The following is a 17,818-nucleotide window of genomic DNA, read 5'->3' on the forward strand; positions in this document are numbered from 1 at the left end:
ATCCTAACGTTGAAACGTTAGGATTTTTCGGCGTTTCTTTTGGCACGTTCTTCTTCCATTCTTTCTATAAAAATATGACCCTCTTTTTCTATATATTCATGTTCAACATGTTTGTCATCTAGTGAATGCTTCATACTCATATAGCCACTAAAGATGATGCCTGCAATAACAAGATAAATCCACCAAGGGCTAGAAAGTAAAATAGTGCCTGCACTTGTTTGAGTAAATAGGAAAACGACAATTAAGCTAATGAGTAATAGTAAGGCAATTCGTTGACTTAATTTATTTGTATTCATCCTTTGCTCCCCCTTTAATACTTGTCCGATACTTTTATATATGCTCGTTGTACTGTGGTTAGAACTTTTAAATGAAAGTTACTTTACTTAGGAGCGATGGGTTGTGCCTTGAAGTTAGCTGGTCCTCGGTTCCCTTGAGTAAAGGACACATTCGGTTCTTCTTGGCCTTTTTGGCTCATGATCATGTCGACCAGCCTCCTTCATCGACAGGTTCTTGGCCTTTTTTACTCATGTTCATGTCGACCAGCCTCCTTCATCGACAGGTTCTTGGCCTTTTTTACTCATGTTCATGTCGACCAGCTTCCTTCATCGACAGGTTCTTGGCCTTTTTTACTCATGATCATGTCGACCAGCTTCCTTCATCGACATATCGTGGCGTTACTCACACTAATACTCATCCCTATTCATACAGGTCCTTTGGTTCGTGTGCTTCTCATTCAAAAACCAAATTGAATGAAGTTCCACCAGTTAAAGTGCCAAACACTGCTTTCATTCTTGTTGGTGTAGTAGGTAAATATTTGTCACACCAAAAAGAAGCTATATGACTCGTTCATATAGCTTCTAGGGTGTTAGTTATAAGTCTATTGGTGGTTCGTGGAAGCTTGGTTTGTAGAAACTGCGATTGTCTAAAGCCATTACACGCTCTGAGAAAGTTCCAGGTTGAATTCGCTCTAAAGCTCTATCGAGCATATTCATTTTAGCATCAATATTATCAATCATATGTAATATTTCAGCTTCTTTTATAAGTGGTGGCTTAGGACTGCCCCACTCTCCTTTTCCATGGTGGCTCAGCACAAGATGTTTTAGAATGAGCACTTCTTCGCCTTCGATACTTAGTTCTTTGGCAGCTTCATCGATTTCATTAACAATAATGGTAATGTGACCTAGTAAATTCCCTTCTAACGTATAGACCGTATCTATTGGGCCTGATAATTCACGTACCTTACCTAAATCATGTAAGATGACGCCTGAATAGAGTAGGTCTGTATCGAGGGATGGGTAGAGTTCGGCTAGGCTTTTAGCAATATGTAGCATTGAGACAACATGGTAAGCCAACCCCGAATGGAACTCATGATGATTTTTTGTCGCAGCAGGCGATTCTAAGAAATCTGACTGATGCTTTTTTAATAAATGTCTTGTAATTCTTTGGATACTTGAGTTTTTCATTTCAAAAATGTATTGTGTTATTTGCTCTAACATATCTTCTGGAGATATAGGGGCGGAACGAACGAAGTCTGTCACTTTCACATCATCCATCGCTGTAGTCGGACGAATACTCTGCAGTTTTAACTGATTACGACCACGATATTCACCTAACTCACCCGTAAGATGTACAATCGACTTACTAATAAACGTTTTTTCATCCTCTGGTGAGCATCCCCACAATTTAGCATCAATTTCACCAGTGTGATCTCCTAGAATTAATGTCAAAAATGGTTTTCCATTACTTGCGATTCCTCGTGTCGCCGTTTTTATAAGAAAATAGCTATCAATTTTATCACCAACTTGATAATATCTAATTCCTTTAGTCATTCTGATCACCTCGGCACATAATTTGTTTATAGTATAACATAGATTACTTTCATGACGGATACCTCTACGTGCATTCATATTTATAATAAAAAAACTAACAACTTTATAACATAGAAAACGAGCAGCTCATTGTCCTTCCAGCTACTCGTTTTAAATTTAATTCACTATCTTTGCTTTTTCTTATTTTTACTTGTACCGTTAGACTTCTTATCGTCAATTGCCGGTAAATAAACTTTCATTTTAACACCTTTATCTGTATTCTCAATTTCAGGATATCCATGATGGAGCTCTGCAATTCTTTTGACAATCGCTAATCCTAAACCAAATTTCCCATTATTCCCTTTATAAAAAGGATTAAACAGTTTTGGTATGTCATCTTCTGGAATCGTCTCTCCGTCATTTTCAACCGAAATCCTAATCAACTTATCTACCTTCTCAGCATTGATCCAAATCCCACTAATCGCATATCTTAATGCGTTTTCTACCAGGTTTTCAATCAGTACCTCTAATTGTTCTTCATCACCTTTAATTTTAACGTCTGAATTTAATACATGAATGGATACATCTTCTCGTTGCATGCGAAAACGTTCTTCAATTTTGAAAGCTAGCTGACCAAAATAAAACTCCGTTTGATTTAATGAATCCTCTTTGTAAGAATCTAACTTTGTATAATAGAGCATATCTATGACACGACGTTCCATTCGATTACTTTCCTCGATGATGACATCCATTGTCCGTTCCAAGTTTTGTTTGGGTAGAATTCCATCTTTCACTGATTGAGCATAGCTTTTAATCACCATAATAGGTGTCTTTAATTCATGAGAAGCGTGTTGAATAAACGTTTTTTGAGCACTATCATACATATTTAAGTTCTGTCTCATTTTTTCAAACTGGTCAGACAAGCGTTGAAAATCTTCATCGCCTTTCCATTTCAATGGCTCTTTCCAGTCCCTGTTTGCAATTTGCTCTAAATGATTCCCTAATATAATAAGTGGTTGACGTAAATAGTGCTTCAGCCAAATAGCAGGTAATAAACTCAATACGCTTGTTAGTAAAAATAAATAAAGCAATCTTTCCCACAATTTGTTAACCATTTCATCACGGTATGTATCCCACATATAAGCAATATGATAGGCTTTTTGGTCCAATATGACCTCTTTTACCACATAAAAAACCGTTTGTCCCCCGTATTGTAGCTCATAACGACCTGTTAATGACTCCTGAGCAAAAGCTTTAATCGCCATTTCCCGAATGACCTCAGCAGGTGGAATATGGTCACCGTGTGGGGGCATTCCTAATGTATCATATAAAACAAAGTGAAACACTTCTCCTGCCTCACTTTGTTCGAAGAAACCACTCCCATCCTGTGGAGGGTTTAGAAAATCAAATAAACCATTGGTCGCTCGTTCCTGCTCCCTTTCTATTAACCAATACGATTCCTCCGTTAACGTATCCTTAATCGAAATCGGAAAAATAATAATAACGGATAGACCAACTAAAACAATAAGCGAAATAAACGCTAGCCAAATTCGCTGCGTCAAATTTATTTTAATCATGACGATAAAATGCGATAGCCATACCCGTATAAGGTTTCAAGATGTACACGAGGCATTTTTTTACGAACGCGACGAACAACATCATCAACGGCACGCTCGGAGCCATAATAATTTTCTCCCCATACATGCTCAATAATTTTATCGCGTGAAAATGCCTTTCCAATATCACCTGTCAATAATAGAACAAGATCCATCTCTTTTGTTGTTAAGTCTACAAGTGCATCTTCTCCTTCTTCCATATCAACGACAGTTCGGCCAATCGGATCAACAACATATTGATTAATTTCAATCTTTTTCTGCTCTTGTCCTGAACTTCCATAAACACGATTAATAATCTTTTTGGCTCGGATAATTAATTCCTGTGGTAAAAAGGGCTTGGCTAAATAATCGTCACTTCCCATCTCAAGACCTAAAACCCGATCCAAGTCCTGATCTCTTGCCGAGATAAAAATAACAGGTGTGTCTTCATGTTGCTTAATGGTTTTAAGCAATTGATATCCATCCATACCAGGAAGCATAATATCTAAAATCCATAAATGCGGTTTATCTTCTACTGCGTCTGCCGCATCTTGTCCATTTTCAAACACTCTTACTTCCCAATTTTCTTTTTCTAAATAAGCTTTTAATACTTCTGATAAATTTTCTTCATCTTCTACTAGATAAACGAGATAACTACTCAACTCGCATCCTCCTTAATAAAAAACATATATTTTAATGAATAATTGCATATAAATTATCTATTTAGTATTCCACCAAAATGTGGATCTGAAACCTCATTTGATCCTATCATACCTTTTCTTTAGTTATTGTGCACTATTTTAGATAAGTTCACACTATTTTTTACATCAGAACATAACCAATTCGTCAATGTTACGAATTTTATAGCTGTATGATCACTAAAAAGGATGCTGATTATTTTATATACATAAAAATAGTCATATCAGCTTCCTATAAGAAACAGATACGACTATTTTAAACCTTACAAAATCGCGGCAACAGCAGTTAAAGCTGCTAACGGTAAAACAAGACGATTCCAATTTACTGGCCTAGGACCCCAATATGGATATGGCATATAAGCAGGTGCACCATAGGGTCCCATGTAAGGATTTCTTGTGTATCCATCAACACGGTTTTGCCTATGAGCTTCCTCTTGCTGTTGATTCAGTAGACTATGATAATCAATATACTGACCCTGGTCGTCAACAGCCACTAATAAATAGACATGTTCATCATCAACATGCTCAATAACACCACTTATCGGATGACCTTGAAATTGAATAGATACTGGTTGATTCACCAATTCCTCACAGTGCCCTTTTATCATTTCCGCCTGACTCATCCAAAACACCTCTTCATTTTATTAACGTTACTACACGCTATTCAGATGCCCAGAAAAGGTGACGTATTATTTTAATTGATGAATTCAATAAAAAACGTAACAAAAGAATACTCATTCTTTCATTACGTTCCTTTTATCTAATTAAACCTTGGAAACTTCTTGTTGCTGTGCGGCCTTCCTTGGAAGAACAATCACAAAATAGGTTTGGAATATCGTAAAAATATTTCCGATTACCCAATACATTGACAAAGCTGATGGTAACGACAATCCAGCGACAATAATCATGATAGGCATAATATACATAATAACCTTCATTTGCTGTGGCATCTCTGCTGAGGTCATCCTCAGCTGAATAAGAGTTGTTAATCCAGCTACAAAAGGTAAGATCAGATCAGGTTGTCCAAGATTAAACCATAAAAATGAGGTGGCTGAAATGGCTTCTGTCCGCATAATAGCAAAGTAAAACGCCATGAGGATAGGCATTTGCACAAACATAGGTAAACAGCCCGCTACTGGATTAACCCCATTCCTTTGATAAAGTGTCATCATTTCCTTTTGAAGCTCCTGTTGCTTTTTAGGATCTGGCTTATCTGTCTTATATTTTTTTTGTAGTTCATCTAATTCCGGCTTCATTGCCTGCATCGCTCTTGAACTTTTTTGCTGCTTTAATACTAAAGGTAACAACATGAAGCGAATAACAACGGTAACTAATATAATCGCTAAGCCAAAATTCCCTTTAAATAGAGCTGCTGTTTGAATAATGACCCAAGACAATGGATACACAAAAAAGTGATTCCAAATACCTGTTGATTCTGCATTGATTGGTTGGTCCGTTCCACAGCTTGTTAGCACGAGTACTAAGCCAAGGATAACCATTAATAACATCCATTTATTTTTCACGTAAATCCTCCTTATTTATTTCGTCATTAACGAGAATAAATAAATGGAGAATCTTCATCATCATTTTGGTCAAAGGAGTTTGGAATTTTTGGGCGATAAAATATCGTCATCGGTCTACACGTTAAGCGTAAATAAATCTGCCCCGGTGTAATTTGAACCTGATTGGAATGAAGCATCGCCTGATACGTAAATTCAAACCTAAACAACTCAGCTCTTGTATAAGCCGATACTAACCAGATTGTTAAAACCACGCTACTCCAAAAAGCCCACGTATCAACAATAATCTCCAACACTTTGTTCGCCCCCTTCCATTTTCTATAATCACTAACATTATAAGATAAAACTTTCCAAAAGAAAACAAACAAACAATTCAATTAATAATCCGAAAAATTTTTATTCAAAAAAAAGAAACCTTTGAGTAGTCTCAAAGGTAAATGCCTCATTATATCTCTACTTTTAATTGCTTACGAAACACTTCACGAACCATGTAAGCAAACCCTTGATCATCTTTACTTCTTGTTAACCATTTTGCATGAGATTTTATTCGGCTAGGAGCGTTACCCATCGCAACACCTAGACCAGATTCTATCATCATTTCATAATCACTTTCAGAAGCACAAACCGTCACAACTTCCTCCATACTAATCCCGTAGGAATGAACTAGATACCTCAAAGCTTTTCCTCTAGATACGCCTTTTTGTAAAAGTTCAATTTTAGAATCTTGGCTTTGCCTAATAGTAAAGGGCTGTTCCATATTTTCAATTTGCCTCACTGCTTTTTTTAAATCTTCTTTATTAGCGAATTGGGCTTGAATCTTTAGTGGAGAAATGGGATAGTCGACAACGTGATCGTAAACAGAATCAACAAAATTTAATGGATAAAAGCGTGGTTCATCTAGATTTATCGAAAGCTTCGCTACCATTTGCCCTTTATTTTTGACCTTATTTCCAAGGGAATATTGTTCATTAAAAACGCGAATGTGGCAATCAAAACGCTCTAAAATATCAATGATTTCCTCACATTGCACTTCTGTTATGCGATTTGCTAGTAAAATATCCTCATTACTTTTAGCCATATAAGCTCCATCACTACAAATTAAATAGTCATTTATTTTAAGTGCTTTCGCTACTTTGTGAGCAGACAAATATGGTTTAGAGGTAATTAAAACTATTTTCACCCCTTTGTTTTTCACATATTCGATTGCTGCTTTCGTCTGTTTACTCATTTTTGTGTCAGATTCTAATAAAGCACCATCCATATTTATGGCCAACAATCGATAGGTCATCGCATATCCTCCTCTTGATGTCTATTCCACCTTATTTGCTTGGATACTAACGATCATATGAATCTAAATGCCCCTTAGAACTACAAAAAGAATAAATAACAAAATCATGCAAAATAACCTACTGCTCAAAATTCCGAATCAGTACTAACACCGGGTTACAGAAACGAAAGTAGAGACAATGAAAAGTCACTGGAAAGAGCCAGATAAGAAGCTGTTTAGCTTACTCCTGTCAAATTCCCATAGCGATCTCTTAAGGGGAAAACTAATACCATTAGAACAACATTTATATAATAATGTGCGGCAGAGTACTTCGCCGCCAACAAAGACAAAAGTAGTGGCGACCTTTTAAACATTTGGCACGTTTCCACTCGATCACCATTAGGAGTCGACTGAACAAAAAGGGTGCACTGTCCTGCTAAGGTCATTTATCGTAAGATGGATGACCAGCTAACTTCAAGGCACAACCCATCGCCCCAAGGTAACTTTCATACAAAAAAACAGCTTAGCCATGTGTATGCTATGCTGCCTTTTTATCAATTAATTGTTTTGTTGTTCATCTGGGTTGCCATAAATTTCTTCAAGAGGTTCAGTAATAATCTTATTAACATCCCCAATAACAACACTTAAACGTTGCTCAGCTTCCATTAACTTAGAAATTAACTCATGTTGCTGAACAAGTTCAAATTGCTGCTGTGCTTTTTGTACTTCTTCTTCAGTAATTTGCTCACCGCTCATTTGTTTGCTTTGAAGATCTAACTGAAGTTGACGGAAATTATCAAGCATTTTCTTCGCAATTTCATCTTGATTAATTTGCTCATGTAATGTCTTTAAAGTTGTAAAATCTTCACTTTCAGCGATCGCTTGCTTTAACTGATTGGCTACATCATATACGTTTGACATGTGTAATCGCCTCCTCATTAATTAGTTCCTAACGACTATAACATGTTCATTCAAATAAATCGAATCATATCCTTACATTCGAAAGATTCTAAAATAAAAAAATAACCATTAAACCTTGAAATAGCCCAATGAGCGCACCTAAGAACCCACCTAATAAGGTAATCATCGTCAGTTCTCTTTTTGCTATAGAAATAATAAGTTCCTCTAATTGCTCTAATGGAAAACGTTCAATCTGTTTTTGAACAATTTCTTCTATATTTAATCTTTTTACAATCATCGGTATATATTGGTCTAAGTGTTTAATAAGGAAATCAACGATTTTTGGAATCGTGACTAGTTTTAATGAATCTGTATAAGGTCTTATGATCACACTGACAGGTTTGTCGAGCCAATTAATGATCGGCACCTTTCTCTCTAGAATTGGCGGCAATTCTGAAATTATTTGCTCTTTTGAGATAAAGCTTTGTAATTCCGTCATTGATTTTTTCTGAAGTTTGATCCATTCCTTTCTTAGTACCCCTTCTATTAATACCGTTGTTTGCTTATCCTGCAATATTTTACTTAATTGAGGCTGAAGCTTGTCTACTATTCTTTCATGCCCTACAAATCGTTGCAGCACATTACCTAAGGTTCCTTTACGCATTAAATAATGTTCAAAGGTCTCATTTAATTGTTCTCTTCCTTCTTTACTGCTTAATCGTTTGTCGAGACTTTCTTGAATCCATAAAGTCAAACGTGGAATCGAATTCTCAATATATGCATGCATTTGATCTGGAATTACTTTTCCTAAATCATCGGTTGTCCTTTTCTCAAAAAACAAATCATATTCTTTTTCCACTTGAATTTTAAGTTTTTGTTGAAGAATTTCTTTTGGATTCTGTAATAAAAAGTGTTTTTCTATTAGTTGAGCTAATGTTTCTTCATTGGTGGTGAGTTTATCAACTTCCTCCTCTAGCCAAGTGGTTATGCCTTCAGAGAATGACTCACTTCGTACCTTTTCTTGTATACCTTCACTTGTAAGTAAATAATTAGATACCGTTTTACCTAACTGCTTAGATATTTCATCTTGTCTTTTTGGAATTAAACCTGGTGTGAATGGCATAGTTACTTTTCCCACTTTTATTTCCTTGTATGGTCTAAATAGCATTCGAATCGCTAATAAATTGGTAAGCCCACCTATAAGTGCCCCAATAATAACCATAATAAAAATCGTTACCACTGAATTCATGACTCATCAGCTCCCTATGTCGCCGTTACCTTTTGCTGTAATTATAAACATTATTCATTTTCAACTTTAAGCTTTATTATACGTTAATCTTTATACGATCACTAATAGCTTTTGGTTTCTTTCCTATTTTACTACTTGCATATTTTTTGAGGTGTAACAAAACATAAAGATAAGGAGGCGGTACAATTGTCGAAGGAAAAAAAGAATGAAGCTCATACTGAAGGGCGAGAAGAGTTCTTTATGGATGTGGATCGAATGATTAATGAAGGGCTCGGTGGAGGAATGGTTAGTGATGATCAGACTGGTATCATAGAAGAAGCCCGTAAGTTAGAAAAGGAAGACCCCATCAAGCCTACCTCAAAAGAGCAATAAACGTTCAGAACACTGCTATCTAATGAAGCTCTTTTTGCTTTGTTAGATAGCTTTTGTATGAAAGTTGCTTAAAACTTATATGCGGAGCTATACTCATCGCTCCCGAAAATCATGCTCCGCGTCCTGTTGGGTGGTGCTGAGCTAATTGGCTATGCTGCTGGATCTAAGCTCTACCACTACTTCCCACACTTCGCATGAATGACCTCTTTGTGCAGTTACTCCAAGATTTTGCCTCCGTATCTTCACATTAACCCTATCTTTGTGCAGTTACTCCAAGGCTTGGCTCCAGTATCTTTACATTAACCCTCTCTTTATACAGATACTTCGAGATTTTACCTCAGTCGTTTATCGCACCTTTTAATTGTTGGGTTGTTTGTTGTGATTTGATATAATCTTTTATAAGTTTACATAAAGGAGTTCGTTATGCATAAGGACAAGTTATTACGATTGTTTGGACAAGTCATTGTTCAAGATTATTCAAAATCAGATGATTCTTATTTATGGCTCAATGTCGAGGGGACACCTATTGGTTTTGAGCGTTCCAAATTAACTGAAAAAGAAATGCTCTTACTAAATGAACTGTATCCAAAGTATGTACATATTCCTTTACCCAAAACGATCGAGGAGAACTCGTGGAAGCAATGGCTTGATGGAAGTACAGCGGCTCCTAATAAAGGACCTATACGTTTTATTCACTTTAGTTTAGAACAGCCCATTGAGGATTTTATTGCCTTCCAAGACATATGGGAGCATATGCTTGAGCGACCTAGTCCAATTATTTGGTTCACTCCTTATTTAGGTGTCATCATTAATGTTGAATTGTTCCACGCGGAAGAAACGGATTTCACTGGCTTAATTGATGCGGTTTCATCAGATTTTTATGTGGACATGAGTATTCTCATTGGCCACACTTCTTCTCATCCTAACCTTCAACGCTTTCAACTTGAACAAAATGGGTTACTACGTGCTCATCAAATGAATCCGAAAAAGAAAGTATTTGTTGAACATGAAATTAATCAGTATCATATTCTTTCCTTTATGCCTGTACAAGAAAGAACAAAAATGCTTCAACTATTTTTACCCGAAGAAATTATCGATGATCATGAATTAATACAAAGTATCACCGTTTTCTTTGAGACCAATTTGAATCTCTCATTAGCAGCAAAAAAATTACATATGCACCGAAATAGCCTACAATATCGCTTAGACAAATTCATTGATAAAACTGGTTTTGACATTAAGCAGTTTTCAGAGGCGGCATTTGTACAGTTTCTCTTACTACTACTTCCGATAAAAAATCATACCTAAGTCACCAAACCATGAATCAAAATGGTAACGTATACAAATTGCACAAAAAATTTATAAATCTTTGTGCAAGCTCCCTATAGTGAATAATTCCGAAAAATTCTACAATGAATGTAACATATAAGGGGAGGTACATAACATGGCAAGTATTCAATTAAAAAATATTTATAAAATTTACGATGGTGATGTACAAGCGGTAACGGACTTTAACTTAGATATTCAAGATAAAGAGTTTGTCGTATTTGTTGGTCCATCAGGTTGTGGTAAATCAACGACATTACGTATGATTGCTGGACTTGAGGATATTTCTAAGGGTGACTTAATGATTGATGATAAACGAATGAATGATGTAGCACCTAAAGACCGTGATATCGCGATGGTTTTCCAAAACTATGCCCTTTATCCACATATGAATGTATATGATAATATGGCTTTTGGATTAAAGCTTCGTAAATTCAAAAAAGACGAGATTGATCGTCGTGTAAAAGAAGCGGCGAAAATCTTAGGTTTAGAGGAAATGTTAGACCGTAAACCAAAAGCAATGTCAGGTGGTCAGCGTCAACGTGTTGCATTAGGGCGTGCTATTGTTCGTGACCCTAAAGTATTCTTAATGGATGAGCCATTATCAAACCTTGATGCTAAGTTACGTGTTCAAATGCGTGCAGAGATTACTAAATTACACAAGCGTTTACAAACAACGACGATTTATGTAACGCATGACCAAACTGAAGCGATGACGATGGCAACACGAATCGTTATTATGAAGGATGGATATATTCAACAAGTAGGTTCACCAAAAGAAGTATATGATAACCCTGAGAATGTATTCGTTGGTGGTTTCATTGGATCACCTTCTATGAACTTCTTAGCTGGACAATTAGAAGGCGATACTTTTAAAGTTGGTAAATTCAATTTAAAAGTTCCTGAAGGCAAATTATCAATCCTTCGTGAAAGAGGATATGCGGATAAAGAATTAATTCTTGGAATCCGTCCTGAGGATATTCATGATGAATTAGTATTTATCGAATCATCACCAGATACGAATTTAAAAGCGAACATTGATGTTGCTGAATTATTAGGTGCTGAAACGATTCTTTATTCTACAGTAGAAGGTCAAGACTTTGTTGCACGTGTAGATTCACGTACCGACATTCAAAATGGACAAATCATTGACCTTGCTTTTAACATGAATAAAGCTCATTTCTTTGATAAAGATACTGAATTACGTATTCGTTAATTCACCTTACCCCATTATTCTTGTGAGTAATGGGGTTTTACTTTTCTTTCAACAAAATAATCTCCGTTTCTTGACATGTTTTACAATATAAATAATGGGTACAAAGTTGATTCGTATGGTCATGACTAATTTGGTTATCTAAGTTAATAATATCTATCTCCTCATAAGCACTATATTTATCGATATAATCGTTAACACGGCCAAAATCGATCAATAAATGATGACAGCTCGAACATTGTTTCTTAATGACTGAGAATCCATTACATACTGGACATAAACTCACAGACAACCTCTCCTCTTAACAATTAAGAAGAGGTGAGCATCAACTCACCTCTTAATCCACACTTATTATTTTTGGTAACCACCAAATTGTTGCTCAGCCATTTGAACTAAACGCTTTGTGATTTCACCACCAACTGAACCGTTAGCACGCGCTGTAGCGTCTGGTCCAAGTTGTACACCAAATTCAGAAGCGATTTCATATTTCATTGAATCTAAAGCTTGTTGTACGCCTGGTACTACAAGTTGATTTGAACTGTTGTTTGCCATGTTTGTCTCACCTCCTTGTGTAATCATAGTTTGGATTTTTTCTTAAATCTTATGTAGAAAATTAATTAGCAATAAACGGAAAATGAACACGGAAAACTAAAATTTGGGTTTTGATCATTCGGAAAAGATTGTCTTTGCCATCGATCGACAAATATCAATTTCCATAAAAAGGTCAAATCTCATATTTAAAGAAATTTTAGCTCGTGTTATGCTTTAGAAATGAAACATTTTTGTTTTACATAACGTATATAAAATGAAGATCGGAAAGGAGTTATGTTTATGGGTTTTTATATCGGCGGAGGTATTATTGTTCTATTCATCATCATTTGGATTGTCTGCTATAATTCGTTAGTTAAATATCAAAATTGGGTTGAGGAATCATGGTATCAAATTAAAAATCAACTTAAACGACGCTATGATCTAGTTCCAAACCTAGTCTCAACGGTTAAAGGTTATACAAAACATGAGCAAGAAACATTAGAACGTGTTATTCAACTTAGAAACCAAGGGGCAACCTCCGAGCAATCAAGGTCCGAGGAAATGGAAACAAATAATCAACTTTCTCAAGGAATTAGGCAGCTTTTTGCCTTACGTGAGGATTATCCTGAGCTAAAAGCGAATCAGAACTTCTTAATGTTACAAGAGGAGTTAACAGGTACAGAAAATAAGATTGCTTACTCACGACAACTTTATAATAAAACCGTTCGTGAATATAATACAAAGATTGATTCGTTTCCATCTAATATCGTTGCTTCATTACACAATTTCCAAAAAGCAGATATGTTTAGAGTCCCTCCACAAGAACAGGAGAATGTAAAAGTTGAATTTTAATTGATTCGGGGGAATTAGGTTGGTCTTATATAAGCAGATAGAACGGAATAAACGACAGACTGTCTTTATCGTTACAGGTTTTATCCTATTCGTATTAGCAGTAGGTGCTGCATTTACCTACATACAAATGGGCGATTATATTAGTGGTATGGTAATTGCTGGCCTATTAGGTGGCGGCTATACATTCATTATGCTTTTATCTAGCACAAATGTTGTAATGAAAATGAATCATGCCAAGGAGATCAAGCAAGCTCAAGATCACCCTTTTTTGTGGCATACCGTAGAAGCATTGGCTCTTGCTGCAAGAATCCCCACTCCGAAAGTTTACATCATCAAGGATCCAAGCCCAAACGCCTTTGCAACTGGCACATCACCTAAAAAAGGAGCCGTTGCTGTTACAACCGGTCTCCTAGATACATTAAATCGAGAAGAGCTAGAGGGTGTCATCGCACATGAGATTGCCCATATTCGAAATTATGATATTCGCTTAGCCACCATTGCCATCGCACTCGTTTCAGTCGTAGCCATTTTAAGTGATCTAGGCTCACGTATTCTTTATTACTCTGGGCGAAGAAGAAACCATGGAAATAATAACAATAATCAATCGGCTATCATTTTTGTTGTTGCTTTCGTCTTAATTATTTTCGCTCCCATTGTCGCAACATTAATTCGATTAGCGATATCTAGGAATCGTGAATTCCTTGCAGATGCTTCGGCAGCTGAATTAACTCGTAACCCTGGTGCTCTTGCTTCTGCATTAAGCAAAATAACAAGTGTCAATACGCCAGTTAAAGAGGCATCCACAACTTCAGCACCGTTATATTTCTCAGATCCACTCAAGAAAAAAGCACGCAACTTGTTTTCAACACATCCTCGCCCCGAAGAAAGAATTCGAAGGCTCGATCAAATGTAAAGAAAAAGGCTTTCTCCTTAAAAGGATAAAAGCCTTTTTTGCTGTAAGAAAACCTGACCGATACGAGCAGATTTTACGTGAATTTGACCGAAAAAACATGCTAGATTTTTATCTTTGATAGCGGCGGAGTGAAGCGGGCTTTTCCATGAAAATTTCTAAATTCTACTCTACTTTCTGTGAACCTTAGACGAAAAAATGTTCTTGATGTTCCACTTTTTTTGAGAGGACTTCCACCAAAAGATTAATCCCTTTTTCAATTCGTTCTGGTGTGGCATGTGTAAAATTCAGACGCATCGTATTTTTCTTTGCAAGCCCCGCGTAGAACGGTTCTCCAGGAACATAAGCCACACCATTTCTTACCGCTTCATTTAATAAAATTGTGGTGTTCAAGCGCTCGCTCAGTTCTACCCACAAGAACATACCGCCTCTTGGCTTAACAAAGGATAATTCCGGTAAATCAGCTTTTTGTAAACAGTCCACCATAACTTCCATTCTTGAACGATAAACAGAAATCAATTGCTCAATATGTCCATCTAAATTAAAGTTCGTACATAATTGATACAAAGCCTGCTGGGAAAGTGAATTAGTGTGTAGGTCATTGGCCTGCTTTGCTTGTGACATCATACGAATAATTTGATAGGGACCCATAACCCAACCTGTTCGTAAGGCAGGGACGGCAATCTTTGAGAAAGTACTTGTATATAAAACATGTGTGCCATCATCTAATGCTGCTAACGGTGTATACTGTTCATTATCCAAAAACTGCAATTCACCATATGGATCATCTTCAAATATGACTACATTATATTTATGTGCAAGCTGGATTAAAGCTTTCCTTCGCTCAAGCGACCAGACCCTACCTGCTGGATTTGAAAAAGTAGGAACTACATAAACAGCTTTAGGTTTGTATTGTTTCATCTTTTGTTCTAAATCGTCTGGAAACATGCCATCATCATCTGAATCGACGGCTAAGACATTAGCTTCATAGGAATGGAATACTTGCAGAGCAGCTAAGTAAGTAGGATCCTCGGTTAATACATAATCTTCTGGTCCTAGCATAATCCTTGAAAATAAATCAATGGCTTGCTGTGAACCAGTGGTTACTAAAACTTCATCAGAAGAATAATTCATTATGCCCTTTTTTTCATTCATTCTTTTAATAATCTCTTCTCTTAATGGCCGATAACCTTCTGTTTCTGCATATTGTAAAGCTGAGCCTTTTCCCGTTGCAAACACTCGTGCAAATGCATCTTCTATCCCCTTCATTGGAAAGAGCTCATCATCAGGTAGCCCTCCTGCAAAAGAAATAACATCCCCTTGCCCCACAACTTTTAAAATATCTCTTACAGCAGAAGACTGAAGATGGCGAACACGCTTTGCAAACGCATATTTCATAATAAGACACCTCTATTTTTTCACAATTTTGATTTTTGAATATTATAACCATACTACCTTATTCAACACATATGTCAATAAGATCTTCAGTTATTTTTAGATTATTCAAACTCCTTTAATCCTTTTTTGCTTTTTGGTGATAATGTATAAATATCTTGTTTATCGTTCAACGTTTTTCCCCTATGCATCTTGTACAAAAATAAGTTAAACTAATAGTATTATTTTCTAGAGGAGTGTTAGAAGTGAGACCTTTACAAATCTCAGCGGAAACCGCACAAAAATTGTCAAAGTCATTAAATTTACCGATTGAGCAGATTATGCATATGCCTCAGCATATTCTCATAGCGAAATTAGCTGAACTTGAAAAACAGGAAAACAATGGAGAAAGCGAATAGTTACTGTGGCGACCACCACAGCTCATAACCGAGATTCGGCGTTTGCTCGGGCTTTCTCCCTCTTTTTCCGCCCACAATCCCGAGATTCACCGTTTGCTCGGGCTTTCTCTCGCTTTTTCCGCCCGCAACCCCGAGATTCACCGTTTGCTCGGGCTTTCTCTCGCTTTTTCCGCCCGCAATCCCGAGATTCACCGTTTGCTCGGGCTTTCTCTCGCTTTTTCCGCCCGCAATCCCGAGATTCGGCGTTTGCTCGGGCTTTCTCTCGCTTTTTCCGCCCGCAACCCCGCGATTCAGCGTTTACTCGGGCTTTCTCTCGCTTTTTCCGCCCGCAATCCCGAGATTCACCGTTTGCTCGGGCTTTCTCCCTCTTTTCCCGCCCGCAACCCCGAAATTCATCGTTTGCTCTTGATTCACTTCACATCATTCATTATCGATTTTCCTCATACAAGCGCTAAAGCAAAATATATATAATAATAACTACGCACTTTGTAAGGAGGAGAATATGTACCGTCGTCGAACCAACCCTATATTGATCCTCATCACCATTTTTTTCACCTTTTTTATCGTCATTTTTCTTTTAATTCCTAGCGGGAGCAACCACGCAGAGAAAACGGTTCACTCATTTTACCAATACGAACAAGAAGGTAATTTCTCATCTTCGTGGCAATTATTACACCCAACTATTCAGGAACGTTTTCCTATAAGCAGTTATATACAAGATCGTGCCCATGTATTTATGGGGCATTTTGGAACAGATAGCTTTGAATACACATTAGAAAATCCCAACAAAGTCTCCAATTTTCAAATGAACGACGAAAAAACCATAGATGGTTACTCGATAAAAGTTCATCAATATTACGATTCAAAATACGGACAACTAACTCTCACACAAAATGTAATCGTATCAAAAGTAGAAAAGGAATGGCTTATCTTCTGGGAGTGAGCATTCTAAAAAATTATTTGAAACCTTTTAGAATCTCATCCGTAAATAAAGTATCGAACACATTAATCGTTGACAATGTGCTAAAATAGAAGATATTAACTTTTATGGAGGGATGACCATGTTTCGTTTTTTTAATCGCGTACGAACAATCGTTTCATCAGAATTAAACTCACTTTTAAGCAAAGCTGAGGACCCTGTAAAAATGGTCGATCAATTTGTTATTGACATGGAAAATGATATTGCAGATGTCCAATCAGCAGTTGCCAAACAAATTGCTAACGAGAAATTACTAGAGAAGCAATATAAAGAAGCTGCAGCATTAGTCACAAAACGCGAAGAGCAAGCTATGACTGCGTTAGAAACAGGTGACGAAGACCTAGCGAGACGTGTTTTAGAAGATAAAAACAAACACCAATCTCATGCTGATTCTTTAAGTACATCTTGGCAAGAGGCTAAAAAACTTTCAGGCGAATTAAAAGACAAGTTAAAAGAAATGAATGATGAGTTAAGAGAAATGAAGATGAAAAAAGATTCTCTTAAAGCACGTTCTGAAAGTGCCAAAGCACGTACAAAAGTTAACAATTCCTTAAGTGGGATTGGTGGAGCTAAATCTGGCTTCGATCGAATGGAAGAAAAGGTCATGCGTAACGAAGCAGAAGCCGCTAGCTCTGAGGAGCTTAGAAGTGCTAACCGCTCTTTAGATGATGAATTGGCCGCATTAACGACCAATTCAAGTGTAGATTCAGAACTTGCTGCTTTGAAGGCAAAGTTAGCAACGAAAAACGAAGAGCCTGCTGAATAATATCAATTCGTTCAACATAATGATAAAGAGAAAAAAGAG

At 36.7% G+C, this 17,818-nt stretch carries 22 protein-coding genes; 9 read left to right on the forward strand and 13 right to left on the reverse strand.

Annotated elements, in window-relative coordinates:
• Positions 1 to 17: 17 nt before the first annotated feature.
• From PQ479_RS06135 to PQ479_RS06180, 10 genes are all read right to left on the reverse strand, one after another.
• Positions 18 to 296, reverse strand: a complete 279-nt coding sequence (locus PQ479_RS06135; RefSeq protein ID WP_047988557.1) for a sporulation YhaL family protein — start codon at positions 294 to 296, stop codon at positions 18 to 20.
• Positions 297 to 869: 573 nt separating this feature from the next.
• Positions 870 to 1,829 (reverse strand): 3'-5' exoribonuclease YhaM, encoded by a 960-nt coding sequence (gene yhaM, locus PQ479_RS06140; protein ID WP_047988556.1) that lies wholly within the window; start codon positions 1,827 to 1,829, stop codon positions 870 to 872.
• A gap of 164 nt (positions 1,830 to 1,993) precedes the next feature.
• Positions 1,994 to 3,385 (reverse strand): sensor histidine kinase, encoded by a 1,392-nt coding sequence (locus PQ479_RS06145; RefSeq protein ID WP_047988555.1) that lies wholly within the window; start codon positions 3,383 to 3,385, stop codon positions 1,994 to 1,996.
• Positions 3,382 to 4,065 carry a response regulator transcription factor gene (locus tag PQ479_RS06150; RefSeq protein ID WP_047988554.1) on the reverse strand — a complete coding sequence of 228 codons (684 nt, stop codon included), beginning with the start codon at positions 4,063 to 4,065 and terminating at the stop codon, positions 3,382 to 3,384. Before PQ479_RS06150 ends, PQ479_RS06145 begins: the two co-directional genes overlap by 4 nt.
• A gap of 299 nt (positions 4,066 to 4,364) precedes the next feature.
• A complete protein-coding gene (locus PQ479_RS06155) occupies positions 4,365 to 4,724 on the reverse strand; it encodes a hypothetical protein (protein ID WP_047988553.1) in 360 nt (119 codons plus the stop codon).
• A 141-nt stretch (positions 4,725 to 4,865) separates the two neighbouring features.
• A complete protein-coding gene (gene yidC / locus PQ479_RS06160; protein ID WP_047988552.1) occupies positions 4,866 to 5,624 on the reverse strand; it encodes a membrane protein insertase YidC in 759 nt (252 codons plus the stop codon).
• Positions 5,625 to 5,650: 26 nt separating this feature from the next.
• Positions 5,651 to 5,917 carry a hypothetical protein gene (locus tag PQ479_RS06165; protein WP_047988551.1) on the reverse strand — a complete coding sequence of 89 codons (267 nt, stop codon included), beginning with the start codon at positions 5,915 to 5,917 and terminating at the stop codon, positions 5,651 to 5,653.
• A gap of 149 nt (positions 5,918 to 6,066) precedes the next feature.
• Positions 6,067 to 6,909, reverse strand: a complete 843-nt coding sequence (locus tag PQ479_RS06170) for an HAD family hydrolase (RefSeq protein WP_047988550.1) — start codon at positions 6,907 to 6,909, stop codon at positions 6,067 to 6,069.
• Positions 6,910 to 7,446: 537 nt separating this feature from the next.
• The gene (locus PQ479_RS06175; protein ID WP_047988549.1) at positions 7,447 to 7,809 is read right to left on the reverse strand and encodes a YlbF/YmcA family competence regulator; all 363 of its coding nucleotides are present in this window, start codon (positions 7,807 to 7,809) and stop codon (positions 7,447 to 7,449) included.
• 88 nt (positions 7,810 to 7,897) lie between these two features.
• Positions 7,898 to 9,037, reverse strand: coding sequence for a DUF445 domain-containing protein (locus PQ479_RS06180; protein ID WP_047988548.1), 1,140 nt, complete (start codon positions 9,035 to 9,037; stop codon positions 7,898 to 7,900).
• Positions 9,038 to 9,223: 186 nt separating this feature from the next.
• On the opposite strand from PQ479_RS06180, the gene PQ479_RS06185 reads away from it, so the two are divergent.
• The 3 genes from PQ479_RS06185 (at position 9,224) to PQ479_RS06195 (ending at position 11,951) form a co-directional block, all read left to right on the forward strand.
• A complete protein-coding gene (locus PQ479_RS06185) occupies positions 9,224 to 9,409 on the forward strand; it encodes a hypothetical protein (RefSeq protein WP_047988547.1) in 186 nt (61 codons plus the stop codon).
• A 423-nt stretch (positions 9,410 to 9,832) separates the two neighbouring features.
• Complete coding sequence (locus PQ479_RS06190) at positions 9,833 to 10,717, forward strand: helix-turn-helix domain-containing protein (protein ID WP_047988546.1); 885 nt, start codon at positions 9,833 to 9,835, stop codon at positions 10,715 to 10,717.
• Between the two features lie 136 nt (positions 10,718 to 10,853).
• Positions 10,854 to 11,951, forward strand: a complete 1,098-nt coding sequence (locus PQ479_RS06195; protein WP_047988545.1) for an ABC transporter ATP-binding protein — start codon at positions 10,854 to 10,856, stop codon at positions 11,949 to 11,951.
• 37 nt (positions 11,952 to 11,988) lie between these two features.
• On the opposite strand, the gene PQ479_RS06200 is transcribed toward PQ479_RS06195, so the two are convergent.
• Both PQ479_RS06200 and PQ479_RS06205 read right to left on the reverse strand, forming a co-directional pair.
• On the reverse strand, positions 11,989 to 12,234 hold the full coding sequence (locus PQ479_RS06200) for a hypothetical protein (RefSeq protein ID WP_047988544.1): 246 nt from the start codon (positions 12,232 to 12,234) through the stop codon (positions 11,989 to 11,991).
• A gap of 65 nt (positions 12,235 to 12,299) precedes the next feature.
• Positions 12,300 to 12,500: an alpha/beta-type small acid-soluble spore protein gene (locus PQ479_RS06205; RefSeq protein WP_047988543.1), complete on the reverse strand. Its 201-nt coding sequence runs from the start codon at positions 12,498 to 12,500 to the stop codon at positions 12,300 to 12,302.
• A gap of 279 nt (positions 12,501 to 12,779) precedes the next feature.
• Between PQ479_RS06205 and PQ479_RS06210 the strand changes: the two genes are divergently transcribed.
• Together PQ479_RS06210 and htpX are read left to right on the forward strand one after the other, a co-directional pair.
• Positions 12,780 to 13,331 carry a LemA family protein gene (locus PQ479_RS06210; protein ID WP_083991225.1) on the forward strand — a complete coding sequence of 184 codons (552 nt, stop codon included), beginning with the start codon at positions 12,780 to 12,782 and terminating at the stop codon, positions 13,329 to 13,331.
• A gap of 19 nt (positions 13,332 to 13,350) precedes the next feature.
• Positions 13,351 to 14,244 (forward strand): zinc metalloprotease HtpX, encoded by an 894-nt coding sequence (htpX, locus tag PQ479_RS06215; protein WP_047988541.1) that lies wholly within the window; start codon positions 13,351 to 13,353, stop codon positions 14,242 to 14,244.
• Positions 14,245 to 14,427: 183 nt separating this feature from the next.
• On the opposite strand, the gene PQ479_RS06220 is transcribed toward htpX, so the two are convergent.
• Positions 14,428 to 15,639 carry an aminotransferase-like domain-containing protein gene (locus tag PQ479_RS06220; RefSeq protein ID WP_047988540.1) on the reverse strand — a complete coding sequence of 404 codons (1,212 nt, stop codon included), beginning with the start codon at positions 15,637 to 15,639 and terminating at the stop codon, positions 14,428 to 14,430.
• 242 nt (positions 15,640 to 15,881) lie between these two features.
• On the opposite strand from PQ479_RS06220, the gene PQ479_RS06225 reads away from it, so the two are divergent.
• The 4 genes from PQ479_RS06225 (at position 15,882) to PQ479_RS06240 (ending at position 17,779) form a co-directional block, all read left to right on the forward strand.
• On the forward strand, positions 15,882 to 16,034 hold the full coding sequence (locus PQ479_RS06225) for a YycC family protein (protein ID WP_069187717.1): 153 nt from the start codon (positions 15,882 to 15,884) through the stop codon (positions 16,032 to 16,034).
• A gap of 42 nt (positions 16,035 to 16,076) precedes the next feature.
• Complete coding sequence (locus PQ479_RS06230) at positions 16,077 to 16,505, forward strand: tetratricopeptide repeat protein (RefSeq protein WP_273716826.1); 429 nt, start codon at positions 16,077 to 16,079, stop codon at positions 16,503 to 16,505.
• Between the two features lie 31 nt (positions 16,506 to 16,536).
• Positions 16,537 to 16,977, forward strand: coding sequence for a hypothetical protein (locus tag PQ479_RS06235; RefSeq protein ID WP_047988538.1), 441 nt, complete (start codon positions 16,537 to 16,539; stop codon positions 16,975 to 16,977).
• A 118-nt stretch (positions 16,978 to 17,095) separates the two neighbouring features.
• The gene (locus tag PQ479_RS06240) at positions 17,096 to 17,779 is read left to right on the forward strand and encodes a PspA/IM30 family protein (RefSeq protein ID WP_047988537.1); all 684 of its coding nucleotides are present in this window, start codon (positions 17,096 to 17,098) and stop codon (positions 17,777 to 17,779) included.
• Positions 17,780 to 17,818: the final 39 nt, after the last annotated feature.

This window comes from Alkalihalobacillus pseudalcaliphilus, assembly GCF_028610675.1.
GTDB lineage: Bacteria > Bacillota > Bacilli > Bacillales > Bacillaceae_D > Alkalihalobacillus > Alkalihalobacillus pseudalcaliphilus.